The 14,203-nt window shown below is 68.2% G+C and carries 11 protein-coding genes and 2 tRNA genes; 4 read left to right on the top strand and 9 right to left on the bottom strand.

What is annotated here, in order from left to right:
• Positions 1-106: 106 nt before the first annotated feature.
• Positions 107-2,728, bottom strand: coding sequence for a valine--tRNA ligase (locus tag AB0F38_RS01930; RefSeq protein WP_361885152.1), 2,622 nt, complete (start codon positions 2,726-2,728; stop codon positions 107-109).
• A gap of 138 nt (positions 2,729-2,866) precedes the next feature.
• Here AB0F38_RS01930 and AB0F38_RS01925 point away from each other — a divergent pair, with 138 nt between their 5' ends.
• Positions 2,867-3,859, top strand: a complete 993-nt coding sequence (locus AB0F38_RS01925) for a hypothetical protein (protein WP_361885150.1) — start codon at positions 2,867-2,869, stop codon at positions 3,857-3,859.
• 73 nt (positions 3,860-3,932) lie between these two features.
• Here AB0F38_RS01925 and clpX read toward each other — a convergent pair whose 3' ends face one another.
• From clpX to AB0F38_RS01900, 5 genes are all read right to left on the bottom strand, one after another.
• Positions 3,933-5,234, bottom strand: coding sequence for an ATP-dependent Clp protease ATP-binding subunit ClpX (gene clpX / locus AB0F38_RS01920; RefSeq protein ID WP_056785577.1), 1,302 nt, complete (start codon positions 5,232-5,234; stop codon positions 3,933-3,935).
• A gap of 155 nt (positions 5,235-5,389) precedes the next feature.
• Positions 5,390-6,073: an ATP-dependent Clp protease proteolytic subunit gene (locus AB0F38_RS01915; protein WP_019992624.1), complete on the bottom strand. Its 684-nt coding sequence runs from the start codon at positions 6,071-6,073 to the stop codon at positions 5,390-5,392.
• Positions 6,074-6,161: 88 nt separating this feature from the next.
• Positions 6,162-6,767, bottom strand: a complete 606-nt coding sequence (locus AB0F38_RS01910; RefSeq protein ID WP_164494208.1) for an ATP-dependent Clp protease proteolytic subunit — start codon at positions 6,765-6,767, stop codon at positions 6,162-6,164.
• 275 nt (positions 6,768-7,042) lie between these two features.
• Complete coding sequence (gene tig / locus AB0F38_RS01905) at positions 7,043-8,446, bottom strand: trigger factor (RefSeq protein WP_361885147.1); 1,404 nt, start codon at positions 8,444-8,446, stop codon at positions 7,043-7,045.
• 163 nt (positions 8,447-8,609) lie between these two features.
• A tRNA-Pro gene (locus AB0F38_RS01900) sits at positions 8,610-8,686 on the bottom strand.
• Positions 8,687-8,854: 168 nt separating this feature from the next.
• On the opposite strand from AB0F38_RS01900, the gene AB0F38_RS01895 reads away from it, so the two are divergent.
• Positions 8,855-8,928: transfer RNA gene (locus AB0F38_RS01895), tRNA-Gly, on the top strand.
• A 131-nt stretch (positions 8,929-9,059) separates the two neighbouring features.
• On the opposite strand, the gene AB0F38_RS01890 is transcribed toward AB0F38_RS01895, so the two are convergent.
• Positions 9,060-9,254 (bottom strand): hypothetical protein, encoded by a 195-nt coding sequence (locus tag AB0F38_RS01890; RefSeq protein WP_361885145.1) that lies wholly within the window; start codon positions 9,252-9,254, stop codon positions 9,060-9,062.
• A gap of 479 nt (positions 9,255-9,733) precedes the next feature.
• On the opposite strand from AB0F38_RS01890, the gene AB0F38_RS01885 reads away from it, so the two are divergent.
• Entirely contained in the window at positions 9,734-10,924 is a 1,191-nt protein-coding gene (locus AB0F38_RS01885) for an acyltransferase family protein (protein WP_361885143.1), read from the top strand.
• Between the two features lie 48 nt (positions 10,925-10,972).
• Here AB0F38_RS01885 and AB0F38_RS01880 read toward each other — a convergent pair whose 3' ends face one another.
• Complete coding sequence (locus AB0F38_RS01880) at positions 10,973-11,473, bottom strand: HD domain-containing protein (protein ID WP_361885141.1); 501 nt, start codon at positions 11,471-11,473, stop codon at positions 10,973-10,975.
• A 149-nt stretch (positions 11,474-11,622) separates the two neighbouring features.
• Here AB0F38_RS01880 and AB0F38_RS01875 point away from each other — a divergent pair, with 149 nt between their 5' ends.
• Entirely contained in the window at positions 11,623-12,801 is a 1,179-nt protein-coding gene (locus AB0F38_RS01875) for a cation:proton antiporter (RefSeq protein ID WP_361886713.1), read from the top strand.
• Positions 12,802-12,917: 116 nt separating this feature from the next.
• Here AB0F38_RS01875 and AB0F38_RS01870 read toward each other — a convergent pair whose 3' ends face one another.
• A complete protein-coding gene (locus AB0F38_RS01870) occupies positions 12,918-14,063 on the bottom strand; it encodes a PP2C family protein-serine/threonine phosphatase (RefSeq protein ID WP_361885139.1) in 1,146 nt (381 codons plus the stop codon).
• Positions 14,064-14,203 lie beyond the last annotated feature (140 nt).

Here is a 14,203-nt window from a genome sequence, read left to right as displayed (position 1 = left end):
GGTACCGGCATCGCGCGCAGCGCCCGGTGCGACGCCCCCGCACGGGCACGGCGAAGCCCCCGCACTCCCGGTCGGTCGGGGATGCGGGGGCTTCGCCCTCAGGTCATCAGCTCTGCGGCAGATTCGCCAGCTGAGCGGTGATCCGCTCGATGTCCGCCTCGGCCTTCGCCAGCCGGCCGCGGATCTTGTCGACCACGTTGTCCGGGGCCTTGGCCAGGAAGGCCTCGTTGCCGAGCTTCCCGTCGGCCTGCGCCTTCTCCTTCTCGGCCGCGCCGAGGTCCTTCGTCAGGCGCTTGCGCTCGGCCTCGACGTCGATCGTGCCCGACAGGTCGAGGGCGACCGTGGCCCCGGCGACGGGCAGGGTCGCCGTGGCGTGGAAGCCCTCGCCGGCCGGCTGCAGGCGCAACAGCTGCCGGATGGCCGCCTCGTGCGGCGCGAGTGCCGTGCCGGTGACGTCCAGCTCGGCCGGGACCTTCTGGCCGGGCTGCAGCCCCTGGTCCGAGCGGAAGCGGCGGACCTCGGTGACGACCTGCTGGACGAGCTGGATCTCCTTCTCCGCCGCGTCGTCGCGGAAGCCGCTGTCCGCGGGCCAGTCGGCGACGACGACCGACTCCTTGCCCGTGAGCGTGGTCCAGAGCGTCTCGGTGACGAACGGGACGATCGGGTGCAGGAGCCGCAGCGTGACGTCCAGGACCTCGCCGAGGACCCGGGCGGACACCTTCGCCTGCTCACCGCCCGCGAAGAACGTCGTCTTGGACAGCTCGACGTACCAGTCGAAGACCTCGTCCCACGCGAAGTGGTAGAGCGACTCGCTGAGCTTGGCGAACTGGAAGTCGTCGTAGTACGCGTCGGCCTCGGCGACGGTCTTGTTGAGCCGGGACAGGATCCACCGGTCGGTCGCCGACAGCTGCTCGACGGGCGGGAGTTCGCCCTCCACGGTCGCGCCGTTCATCAGCGCGAAGCGGGTGGCGTTCCAGATCTTGTTGGCGAAGTTGCGGGATGCCTGGACCCAGTCCTCGCCGATCGGGACGTCGGTGCCGGGGTTGGCGCCCTTGGCGAGGGTGAAGCGGACGGCGTCGGAGCCGTACGTGTCCATCCAGTCCAGCGGATCGACGACGTTGCCGAAGGACTTCGACATCTTCTTGCCGCGCTCGTCGCGGACCAGGCCGGTGAGCGCGATCGTCTTGAACGGGGCCTCACCGTCCATGACGTACAGGCCGAACATCATCATCCGGGCGACCCAGAAGAAGATGATGTCGTGGCCGGTGACGAGGACGTCGGTCGGATAGAACTTCTTGAGGTCCGGGGTCCGTTCCGGCCAGCCCAGCGTGGAGAACGGCCACAGGCCGGAGGAGAACCAGGTGTCCAGGACGTCCGTGTCCTGGGTCCAGCCCTCACCGCTCGGCGGCTGCTCGTCGGGGCCGACGCAGACGACCTCGCCCTCGGGGCCGTACCAGACGGGGATGCGGTGGCCCCACCAGAGCTGGCGCGAGATGCACCAGTCGTTGAGGTTGTCGACCCAGTCGAAGTACCGCTTCTCCATCTCCTTGGGGTGGATCGCGACCCGGCCGTCACGGACCGCGTCACCCGCGGCCGCGGCAAGGGTCTCGACCTTGACCCACCACTGGAGGGAGAGCCTGGGCTCGACCGTCGTGCGGCACCGGGAGCAGTGGCCGACGGAGTGGACGTACGGGCGCTTCTCGGCGACGATCCGGCCCTGCGAGCGGAGCGCGCCGACGATCGTGGCACGTGCCTCGAAACGGTCGAGTCCCTCGAACGGCCCGGGGACCGTGATGACGCCTCGCTCGTCCATGACGGTCATCGACTCCAGGCCGTGGCGCCGGCCGATCGCGAAGTCGTTCGGGTCATGGGCCGGGGTCACCTTGACCGCGCCGGTGCCGAACTCCGGGTCGACGTGGTGATCGGCGACGACCGGGATCGTACGGTCGGTGAGCGGCAGCTTGATCCGCTTGCCGACGAGGTGGGCGTACCGCTCGTCGTCGGGGTGGACGGCGACCGCGGTGTCACCGAGCATCGTCTCGGCGCGGGTGGTGGCGACGACCAGGGTCTCGTCGCCCTCGCCGTACCGGATGGAGACCAGCTCGCCGTCGTCGTCCTGGTAGTCGACCTCGATGTCGGAGATGGCCGTCAGACAGCGCGGGCACCAGTTGATGATGCGCTCGGCGCGGTAGATCAGCTCGTCGTCGTACATCTTCTTGAAGACGGTCTGGACGGCGGCGGACAGCCCTTCGTCCATGGTGAAGCGCTCGCGGGACCAGTCGACGCCGTCACCGAGGCGACGCATCTGGCCGAGGATCTTGCCGCCGTACTCCTCCTTCCACTGCCAGACGCGCTCGACGAACTCCTCGCGCCCCAGGTCGTGGCGGGACTTGCCCTCCTCGCCGAGCTGCTGCTCGACCTTGTTCTGGGTGGCGATCCCGGCGTGGTCCATGCCGGGCAGCCACAGCGTCTCGTAGCCCTGCATCCGCTTGCGGCGGGTGAGGGCGTCCATCAGCGTGTGCTGGAAGGCGTGGCCCAGGTGAAGCGAACCGGTGACGTTGGGCGGCGGGATGACGATCGTGTACGGAGGCTTGTCGCTCTCCGGGTCGGCCGTGAAGTAACCGCGCTCCACCCAGCGCTCGTACAGCTTCCCCTCTACCTCGGCCGGCGCGTACTGGGTCGGCAGTTCGGGGATGCTGGCTGGCTGCTGCGAAGGGTTCTCGGTCACGCGCCATAGTTTAGGCCCGTCACAGTCGTGCACTGAAACCGGTTTGTTCAGTAACGGTGTGCGGCCCGATCCCCCATGTCAGGGCCTCTTCCGTCAGGATGTCGGCAACGCATAAGCATTTCTGGAGGGGACAGCCCAATGAGCTACAACCAGCCGGGCCCGTACGGCAGCCAGCCGCCGCAGGGCCAGCCCGGTCCGTACGGCCAGCAGCCGGGCCCGTACGGCGGCCCGCCGCCGCAGGGTCCGCCGCAGGGCCAGCCCGGGTACGGCTACCCGCAGCAGGCCCCCCAGGGGGTCCCGCCGCAGCAGCCCCCGCAGCCGGGCTACGGCTACCCACAGGCACAGCAGCCGGGCCCGTACGGCCAGCAGCCGCCCGCTCCCCCGTACGGCGGCCAGCCGGCGTATCCCGGGATGCCCCCGCAGCCGGGCGCCCCGAAGAAGAAGACGGGCCTGATCATCGGCGGCGCCGTCGTGGCGCTGGCGGTCATCGCGGGCGGGGTGTACTTCTTCACCGCGGGCGGCAGCAGCAACAGCGACGTCGCGGACTCCACCAAGGGCTACAAGCTGACGCCGGCCGCCTCGGTGGACGACTACAAGCAGGACGGCACCGAGGCGACGCCCTCGAAGCCCATGACGGGCAAGGACAAGGCCGAGGCCGAGGCCATGGGGATCAAGAACCCCAACCAGGTGAGCGCCCAGTACGTGAGCGGCGGCAAGGAGAACCCGCTCACCATGAAGTCGCTCATGCTCATGGGTTTCTGGGGTGAGGTGACCGACCCCGCGAAGGTGGTCGACGGCGCGTTCCGGAACGCCGAGCTGGAGATGGCGAAGGACGAGGACAGCGAGAACGTCTCGCTCGTGGGCAGCCCCGAGGCCGTCAAGCCCGCGGGATTCGAGGGGGCGCTCATGAAGTGCCAGAGCCTCAAGACGATCAACGAGGACGCCGACGGGACGGCGGCGAAGGGCCCTGAGGAGATCATCACGCCGATCTGCGTGTGGACCGACTACAGCACGGTCGGCATCGTCGTGGGCATCGATGTCGGCGCGATGATGACGAACAAGTCCATGCCGCAGAAGGACGTGGCCGACCTCGCCGCCAAGCTCTACAACACCTCGCGCACGAAGATCTGATCCACCGCACCGCACATGCGAAGGGGCGCCCGGCCGGTGGCCGGGCGCCCCTTCGGCGTACCTGTCGCTTCCGCTACGCGGACTTCTCGTGGCGGCCGCCGTCGTCGTTCTTGCCGATCGTGCGCGGCTCGCGCGGGACCAGCGTCGGGTTGACGTTGTTGCGGACGACGTCCGGGGTGATGACCACACGGGCCACGTCCTTGCGGGACGGGACCTCGTACATCACGGACTGGAGGACTTCCTCCATGATGGCGCGCAGACCGCGCGCGCCCGTCTGGCGCAGGATCGCCTGGTCGGCGATGGCCTCCAGGGCCTCGCGCTCGAAGTCCAGCTCCACACCGTCGAGTTCGAACAGCCGTTGGTACTGCTTCACCAGGGCGTTACGCGGCTCGACCAGGATCTGGAGCAACGCCTCGCGGTCCAGGTTGTGCACCGAGGTCAGCACGGGGAGGCGGCCGATGAACTCGGGGATCATCCCGAACTTCACCAGGTCCTCCGGCATGACCTCCTGGAACTGGTCGCTCGCCTGGATCTCCAGCTTCGAGCGGATCGTCGCGCCGAAGCCGATGCCCTTGGCGCCGGCCCGCGACTCGATGATCTTCTCCAGACCGGAGAAGGCTCCGCCCACGATGAACAGCACGTTCGTCGTGTCGATCTGGATGAACTCCTGGTGCGGATGCTTCCGGCCGCCCTGCGGCGGTACGGAGGCGGTGGTGCCCTCCAGGATCTTCAGCAGGGCCTGCTGGACGCCCTCGCCGGAGACATCGCGGGTGATCGACGGGTTCTCGCTCTTGCGGGCGACCTTGTCGATCTCGTCGATGTAGATGATCCCCGTCTCGGCCTTCTTGACGTCGTAGTCCGCGGCCTGGATCAGCTTCAGCAGGATGTTCTCGACGTCCTCGCCGACATAGCCGGCCTCCGTCAGCGCCGTCGCGTCCGCGATGGCGAACGGAACGTTGAGCATGCGGGCCAGCGTCTGAGCGAGGAGCGTCTTGCCGGAGCCCGTGGGGCCCAGCAGGAGGATGTTGGACTTGGCGAGCTCGATCGCGTCGTCACGATTCGCGCCGCCGCCGTTCTCCCCGGCCTGGACCCGCTTGTAATGGTTGTACACCGCGACCGAGAGGGCCTTCTTCGCGGGCTCCTGCCCGACGACGTACCCCTCGAGGAACTCGTAGATCTCGCGCGGCTTGGGGAGCTCCTCCCACCGCACCTCGGAGGTCTCGGCGAGCTCCTCCTCGATGATCTCGTTGCAGAGATCGATGCACTCATCGCAGATGTACACACCGGGTCCCGCGATGAGCTTCTTCACCTGCTTCTGGCTCTTTCCGCAGAACGAGCACTTGAGCAGGTCGCCGCCATCACCGATGCGTGCCACGAGGTGCTTCCCCTTCGCCTGGGAGCAGCCTGGTTCAGCGGCTCCTGTGCCTCTATCCGACGGTACCTTGCCTGGCCCCCCGTTCGGGCCCCCCTTGGCACGGTTCACACGGCCGGGGCCGTGCTACGGGCATGTGCCAAGGGGAAAGACCGACGTCAGACGGACGCGCCGGCTGTGGTCTTGCGGGTGGACACGATCTGGTCCACCAGACCGTACGCCAGTGCGTCGTCGGCGGTAAGGATCTTGTCGCGCTCGATGTCCTCGCTGATCTTCTCCAGCGGGGTGGTGGAGTGCTTGGCCAGCATCTCTTCGAGCTGGGTGCGCATCCGCAGGATCTCGTTGGCCGCGATCTCCAGGTCGGAGAGCTGCTCACGGCCGGTCTGCGAGGACGGCTGGTGGATCAGCACACGGGCGTGCGGGAGCGCCATGCGCTTGCCCGGGGTGCCCGCGGCGAGCAGGACGGCGGCGGCGGAGGCCGCCTGGCCCATGCAGACCGTCTGGATGTCCGGCTTCACGAACTGCATCGTGTCGTAGATCGCGGTGAGCGCGGTGAACGAGCCGCCGGGGCTGTTGATGTAGATCGAGATGTCGCGGTCCGGGTCCATCGACTCCAGGCACAGCAGCTGCGCCATGACGTCGTTGGCCGAGGCGTCGTCGATCTGCACACCGAGGAAGATCACGCGCTCCTCGAAGAGCTTCGCGTACGGGTCGTACTCACGCACACCCTGCGAGGTGCGCTCCACGAAGCGCGGGACGACGTAGCGGTTGTCCACCTGCGGGCCGGTGTAGAGGCCGCTCGCGGAGGCGCCGGGGAAGTTGTTCATGTGGGTGTTCACCATCCTGGTGGCGTTCATGGGGGCTGGGAGTCTCGGCGTACGTCCGGCGTACGAGAGGGTGCGGCGTGGTGCCGGTCCGGGTGGGCCCGGATCAGGCGCCGGTGCCGCCGCCGCCCGGGATGCCCGACGCGACCGTGATGATCTCGTCGATGAGGCCGTAGTCCTTGGCCTCCTCCGCCGTGTACCAGCGGTCGCGGTCGCCGTCGCGGATGATCGTTTCCACGGTCTGGCCGGAGTGGTGAGCGGTGATCTCGGCCATCCGCGTCTTCGTGCGCAGCAGGTACTGCGCCTGGATCTTGATGTCCGAGGCGGTGCCGCCGATGCCGGCCGAGCCCTGGTGCATGAGGATGTCGGTGTTCGGGAGCGCGAAGCGCTTGCCCGCCGTGCCACCGGTGAGCAGGAACTGGCCCATCGAGGCCGCCATGCCCATCCCGATGGTGACCACGTCGTTCGGGATGTACTGCATGGTGTCGTAGACCGCCATGCCTGCCGTCACCGAGCCGCCGGGGCTGTTGATGTAGAGGTAGATGTCCTTGTCCGGGTCGGCGGCAAGGAGCAGAAGCTGTGCGGTGATCTTGTTGGCGATGTCATCGTCGACCTGCTGACCGAGGAAGATGATGCGCTCGCCGAGCAGTCGGCTGTAGACCTGGTCACCGAGGCCTCCACCGAGGGACGGCTCTCCGGCGGCGTAGGGCATCAGATTCGTCACGTATCCACCTGCTCGTCTCTGACGGCTCCGGCCGTCTCAGCGTCTTCGTACCGGGTGGGCCGGGACTACCCGACCCTTCCTCTTCATGGACCCTAACGCGCAGGTGGGACAACGCCATCCCGCTTCCCCAACTGTTCGCTGGGAGCGCAAGGTCAGCAGTCCGCACAAGGGTTCCGGGGCGTGCGGCCGATACGGCGACGGGCTCCGGACGCGATACGTCCGGAGCCCGTCGTGCGAATCGGATCAGCCGATCGGAACGAGGCTCAGGCCTCGGTCTTCTCGTCGGCCTTCTTCTCGTCGGCAGGAGCCTCGGTGGTGCCCTCGGCGGCCTCGACCGTCTCGGTGGCCTCTTCCTCGTCGTCCTCGAGCTCGACGACCTCACCGTTGGTGTCGACGACCTTGGCGGCCTCGACGACGACGGCGAGCGCCTTGCCGCGGGCGACCTCGCCGACGAGCATCGGCACCTGGCCGCCTTCGACGACGGCCTGGGCGAACTGGTCGGGACTCATGCCGGAGGAGGCGGCGCGCCGCATGAGGTGCTCGGTGAGCTCCTCCTGGTTGACGTTCAGCTTCTCCTTGTTGACGAGCTCGTCGAGGATGAACTGGGTCTTGATGCCCTTGATGGCCTGCTCGGAGGTCTCGGCCTCGAACTCCTCGAGCGTCTTGCCCTGGATCTCCAGGTACTTCTCGAGGTCGAGACCCATCTGGCCGAGCTGGTGGTGCTCGAGGTTGTGCTTGCGGGTCTGGACCTCGTCCGCGAGGAGCTTCTCGGGGATCGGGACCTCGGCCAGCTTCAGCAGCTCGTCGAGGACGCGCTCCTGGGCCTGGGTGGCCTGGTCGTACTGCTTGGTGTTCTCGAGGCGCTTGCGGCTGTCCTCGCGGAGCTCGGCGAGCGTGTCGAACTCGCTCGCCATCTGCGCGAAGTCGTCGTCCAGCTCGGGCAGTTCGCGGGAGGCGACGGCGGTGACCTTGACGGTGACCTCCGCTTCCTTGCCCTCGGCGGAGCCGCCCTTCAGCTCGGAGGTGAAGGTGGCCTCGCCACCGGCCTCCAGGCCGGTCACGGCCTCGTCGATGCCCTCGAGGAGCTCGCCGGAACCGATGGTGTACGAGACACCCGCGGCGACGCCGTCCTCCAGGACCTCTCCGTCGACCTTGGCCTCCAGGTCGATCGTCACGACGTCGCCCTCGGCGGCGGCGCGCTCGACCGGGTTGGTGGAGGCGAAGCGCTCGCGCAGCTGCTCCACGGCCTTGTCGACGTCCTCATCGGTGACCTCGAGTGCGTCCACGGTGACCTCGATGCCGGAGTAGTCCGGAATCTCGATCTCGGGACGGACATCCACCTCGGCGGTGAAGGCCAGCAGCTCGCCGTCCTTGAGTTCGGTGATGTCAACCTCGGGCTGGCCCAGAACGTTGAGCTCACCCTCGTTGACAGCCTCGGTGTAGAACTTCGGAAGGGCGTCGTTGACGGCCTCCTCCAGCACAGCACCACGGCCGAACCGCTGGTCGATGACGCGGTTGGGGATCTTGCCCTTACGGAAGCCCTTCACCGTGACCTGCTGGTTGATCTTCTTGTACGCCGCGTCGAGGCTGTCCTTGAGCTCCTCGAAGGGCACCTCGATGCTGAGCCGAACCCGAGTCGGGTTCAGGGTCTCCACGGCGCTCTTCACGGTTCGGTCTCCTTGGTGGCTGACTTCTTGGGGTTCTGCTGGGCCGCCGAGAGGCGGCTTCGCGGATCGAGCCCGGTACATCAGACACACGGGCACGCAATTTGCATAGTAACGGCAAGCGGGATGACTCCCACAACGCGATCTTGCCTGTGGATCCTGCTGGTGGTCGGGGTGGCCGGATTCGAACCGACGACCTTCCGCTCCCAAAGCGGACGCGCTACCAAGCTGCGCCACACCCCGTCGGTGCGACACGTAGGGTACATGCCGGGAAGCAGTGCGTCGGACGCTTTGCGGAACGCGCCTCGAAGGCGGTCATCGGGGGGACGCCGATACGGGTGTGCGCGCACCGTCCACGACCCGCTACGATGCTGTCCGTGCCGCGGTCCCCCGGACTCCGGCGCGTCCCTTGCGGGCGTAGCTCAATGGTAGAGCCCTAGTCTTCCAAACTAGCTACGCGGGTTCGATTCCCGTCGCCCGCTCCACGGAAGGGCCCGGTTCGACAGTCACTCGTCGAACCGGGCCCTTCGCGTATGCCGTGGGCCGCGCGCGCGTGCACGGCCGGCCGCTGGGGACCGGGCGTGCACCGGGGGTGGATCAGGAGCTGATCCCGCGGTCAGAAGCTGATCTGGTTGATCGTGTCGGCTATCGAGTTCATGAATCTGTTGATCGACGGTGCCATGCCCGTCGATGCCAGGAAGAAGCCGAAGAGCACGGCGACGACCGCCGGCCCGCCCTTGAGGGACCCGCCGCGGATGAGGACCACCATGATGATCCCCAGCATCAGCACCACAGACAGTGAAATGGCCACGACTGATCACACCCTTGGTCGGTCCGCCTTGCCGGCCCGGCGGCATGCGGCCGAGCACACCTCCGTCGCGACCATCGTGCCACCAACTCCCCCGTGGGTGCTGCCGGGTGACGCATCGAACTGACCGGATCGCGCCATCCTCACGCCTCCGCACGCCGGGGCGGATCCGGAGACGGGCGGCGCCCGGCAAGGGCGCCGCGACCCCGCCGGCACGCCCGTGGACCCCCTTGGCGCAAAGCAGTTCGAATACCGGCCATCGTGATCGTTTCCATATCCCCACACTTCGTTCACAGGGGTTTGCCAGGAGTTCGTGCGACGTAATTCACTCTCACCAACCGACCGCCGATATGCCCTGTTCAGGGTGGATGAATCACTATGAAACGGTCATTTATTGGTGGTTTCATTTTCGAATGGGCGGGAACACGCGATAACTCTTGGGAGTTTTACGCACACCAATCGACGGGTCTAAGGTGCCTTAGATGTTCAAAGCTCCGAGCGAATTTCAGAGGGCCCCGATCCCCGCGGAGACCCGGGAGTCGGAGCCCGGACACGAGGAAGCCCCGGCAGCCGCGAGGGTCTCCTCCCCGGCTGTCTCCACCCTCCCCAGGGCTCCCGCCCGCTCCGCCGCCCCCGCCCGCCCCGGGGCTGCCGCTCCGGCGAAGCGGCGTGACGCCTACTTCGACAATGTGAAGTATCTCGCGATCGTGCTGGTCGCGGTGGCGCACGCCTGGGAGCCGGTGATGGACGGCAGCCGCACCACGCGAGCGCTGTACATGGTCGTGTACACGTTCCACATGCCCGCCTTCATCCTCATCTCCGGTTACTTCTCACGGTCGTTCGACATGAGCCCGGCCAAGGTGAAGCGCCTGGTGACCGGGGTCGCCGTGCCCTACGTGCTGTTCGAGACGGCGTATTCACTGTTCAAGCGGTACGCCGGCGGTGTGGACGACGTGCCGGTCACCCTGCTCGACCCGCTGTTCCTCACCTGGTTCCTGATCGCCCTGTTCATCTGGCGGGTCACCACGCCGCTGTGGCGGTCGCTGCGCCATCCGCTGGCGGTCGCCCTCACGATCGCCGTGCTCGCCTCGGTGACTCCGGGCATCGGCGACGATCTCGATCTGCAGCGCGTCCTGCAGTTCCTGCCGTTCTTCGTACTCGGCCTCGTGCTGAAGCCCGAGCACTTCCGGATGGTGCGGCGGCGCGAGGTGCGCCTGCTGTCCCTGCCGCTGTTCGCGGGTTCCCTGCTGTTCGCCTACTGGGCCGCCCCGCGCATGCAGTTGGGATGGTTCTATCGCAGCAGCAGCGCACAGGAGCTGGGGGCTCCGTGGTGGTCCGGTGCCGTGATGTCCCTGGCGATGTTCGGGTGCGCGCTGGTGCTCACGGTCGGTTTCCTGGCGTGGGTGCCGCGCCGTCACCTGTGGTTCACCGTGCTGGGCGCGGGGACCATCTGCGGCTACCTGCTGCACGGCTTCCTGGTGAAGGGGGCCGGCTACTTCGGTCTGTTCGACCGCTACGAGTGGCTCTCGGGACCCGCCGGGCTGGTGGCCGTCTCCCTCGTCGCGGCTGTCGCGGTGACCGCGCTCTGCACCCCGCCGGTCCGGCGCGCGCTGCGCTTCGCCACCGAGCCGGACATGAACTGGGCCTTCCGCCGGGACGCCGTCGGGCGCTGACCCTGTCCGGATCGATCCGGTGCCGCCCCGTTCGCGGGCGGCACCGGATCAGTTCGTTCCGGGGTTGGCTTGATCCCGTTGTTCGGAGACCACTTTGCCTCCGGGGAGCCCCAACAACCCACGCACCTGCGCATATTTCTCGCTCAGCCGGGTACGGACGGCCGGTTCCAGGACGGCGAGACGGCCGGGATCCGCGTTGTGGGCAAGATCCGACTCCTTGACCAGCAGGGCGCCGGGAGTGGCGAGAATCCGCCCGGTGTACGCGACGAGGTCCTCGCCGTCCCGCTTGGTGACGGCGAGGACCATGTCCTTCACGTGCTGCGGCAAGGGGGCCTCGTCCAGCCACTGCCGGGAGAGCGCGTCGTCCTCGACGGCGTCGTGCAGCCACGCGGCAGCGATCTGGTCCTCACCGCCGCCCCGCTCGCGCACGCCGCCGGCGACCGCGGCCAGGTGCTCGACGTACGGGCGCCCCGCCTTGTCCGTCTGGGCGCGATGGGCCTCGCGGGCGATCGCCTCGACCTGGGCCAGGGTCAGATACGGGGTCGGCATGCGCCGACTGTACGCCGGGAGGGCGATTCTTCGAAGGCTCCATAGTTGCAGTGTCAATCGTTCGGTAAACTAATTACTGACGATTCCTTGACACGCTCTTGACCGAACGAAGGATCAGGCTCATCGGACACGCAGACACGCTCATCGCCATGGGCGGCGCCTTCCTGGCGGCCGCCGTCCTCGCCCGCGTCGGCGGCCGCATCGGACTGCCGACCATCCCCCTCTTCATCCTGGCCGGGATCCTGCTCGGCCCGCACACCCCCGGAGTCGTCCTCGTGGACGACCCTCACGAGCTGGAGATGCTCTCCGCGCTCGGCCTGGTGCTGCTGCTCTTCTACCTGGGGCTGGAGTTCCACGTCGACGACCTCAAGGCCGGCGGCCGGAAGATGGTGCTCGCGGGCACCGTCTACCTGATCCTCAACGTCGGCGCCGGACTCGGCTTCGGTTTCCTCCTCGGCTGGGGCAACGCCGAGGCGCTGGTCCTGGCGGGCGTGATCGGCATCTCCTCCTCCGCGATCGTCACGAAGATCCTGGTCGACCTGAAGCGGCTGAACAGCCCGGAGACCAAGCCGATCCTCGGCATCATCGTGGTCGACGACGTCTTCCTCGCCCTCTACCTGGCCGCCCTGCAGCCGATCCTGTCCCACTCCGACGGCCTCGGCGCCGCCCTGCGGGACGGTGGCAAAGCGTTCGGCTTCCTGCTGCTGCTGGCTCTCGCGGCCCGTTTCGGCACCAGGATCATCAGCAGGCTGATCAACACACGGGACGACGAGCTGCTGGTCATCTCCTTCCTGGGCGCCGCGGTGCTCGTCGCCGGGGTCTCCGACTGGTTCGGGGTCGCGGACGCGATCGGGGCCTTCATGGTCGGTCTGATGCTCGGCAGCACGACCTCGGGTGACCGCATCATGAAGCTGGTGCATCCGCTGCGGGACGCCTTCGGTGCGATCTTCTTCTTCGCGTTCGGGCTCTCCATCAACCCGGGAGACCTGCCGAGCGTGATGTGGCCGGTGCTCATCGCGGTCGCGCTGACGGTGGCGATGAATGTGCTCTCCGGCGTGTTCTCCGCGCGGGTGTACGGATTCGGCCCGCTGGAGGCGTCGAACATCTCCACCACGCTGATGGCCCGGGGTGAGTTCGCGCTGATCCTCGCCACCATGGCGGCGGGCGCGGGGCTGGACGAACGGCTCTCCCCGTTCATCGCCGGATACGTGCTCGTGCTCGCGGTCCTGGCACCGCTGGCCGCCGGACGATCCCACTGGCTCGCCCGGGTCCTGCCCGGTGGGCGGCCGAGGGACGGGGACCAGGAGAAGGTGCCGGTCCCGGCATGACGGCTCCCGGCTCGGGTGCGGGCGGCCGTCCCCGTGCCCGACACCGGGATCTTCACGTTCGAGTGACGCGGAGACTTGACCTTGACGCCAGCACCTTTTGACCGCTTTCGTGCGGTTCAGGCGCGACGGGACAACAGCAGCAGCGCGCGGTCGTCGTTGACGTCCTTCGCGCATGCCTCGATGAGGTGCCAGGCCGCGCCCTCGAAGCCCGTGGTCACATAGCGGTCGGCCTCGCCGGTGAGCCGGTCGATGCCTTCGGCCATGTCCCGGTCGGACGCCTCCACCAGGCCGTCCGTGAAGAGCATCAGCACATCGCCGGGCTCCAACGACCCCTTGACCGCGTCGAACTGCGCCCCGTCGTACACACCCAGCAGCGGCCCCTCGGCCGCCTTCTCCTCCCACTGGCCCGTGCCGGCGTGGAGTTGCAGGGCGGGTGGGTGCCCGGCCGAGAGGAGCTCGTAGTCGCCCGACTCCAGGTCCAGGACCAGATGGATGGAGGTGGCGAAGCCCTCGTCCCAGTCCTGGCGCAGCAGGTAGCCGTTGGCGGCGGGGAGGAAACCGTGCGGCGGCAGCGAGCCCAGGAGACCGCCGAAGGCGCCGGAGAGCAGCAGGGCGCGGGAGCCCGCGTCCATGCCCTTGCCGGAGACGTCGGTGAGTACGGCTTCCAGGGTGCGGCCGCCGTTGGTGCGGGCCGCGACGACGAAGTCGCCGGAGAAGGACTGGCCGCCCGCCGGGCGGAGCGCCATCTCGCGGTGCCAGCCCTGGGGCAGTCGCGGCAGGGCGCTCTGGACCCGGATCCGCTCGCGCAGGTCGAAGAGCATCGTGCCGCCGCGGCGCCACGGCACCCCCACCCTCGCCCGGAACTGGGCGAGGATCAGCCCGAAGAAGCCGCAGGCGGCGACGACCAGGACGGTGCCCGGGGTGACCCGGGCGGGCCCTTCCGCGTACGGGCCCAGCGCGATGGACTCCACGATCAGGGCGGCGGCGGCGGTCGCGTAGAGGCTCAGCAGACTGGCCGGCCTCAGCAGCAGGCCGCCCGCGACGATCGGCAGGGCCAGGGCCGTGGGCGAGCACCAGACCGGGTTGAGCAGGGTGGCGAAGGTGATCGCCGGGATGATGACCAGCAGACCGGCAAGCGCTATCCAGTCGGACCCGTCACCGCGGAAGTAGTCGACCCCGGACCTGCGCAGGGCGATGCGCGCCCGGTGCACCGATCTTCGCCACCGGGCCGGGTACGCGTCCACTCCTCCGCGACGGGCCATTGTCGGGACCCTATCCACCCGACGGCCTCCGGTGCAGGGGGACCCCTGTGACAATGTGTTCGAAATTGGGTCGCCCTTATGACTTACCCTCGGTAGCCATGGCATATGACGACGGAATCGCTCGCGTCCTCCGCCATCGG

It is taken from the genome of Streptomyces sp. NPDC025273, from assembly GCF_040638585.1.
Classification (GTDB): Bacteria; Actinomycetota; Actinomycetes; order Streptomycetales; family Streptomycetaceae; genus Streptomyces; species Streptomyces cinereorectus.
The sequence above is the reverse complement of the archived record's forward strand: the minus strand, read 5'-3'. Positions and strand labels throughout refer to the sequence as shown.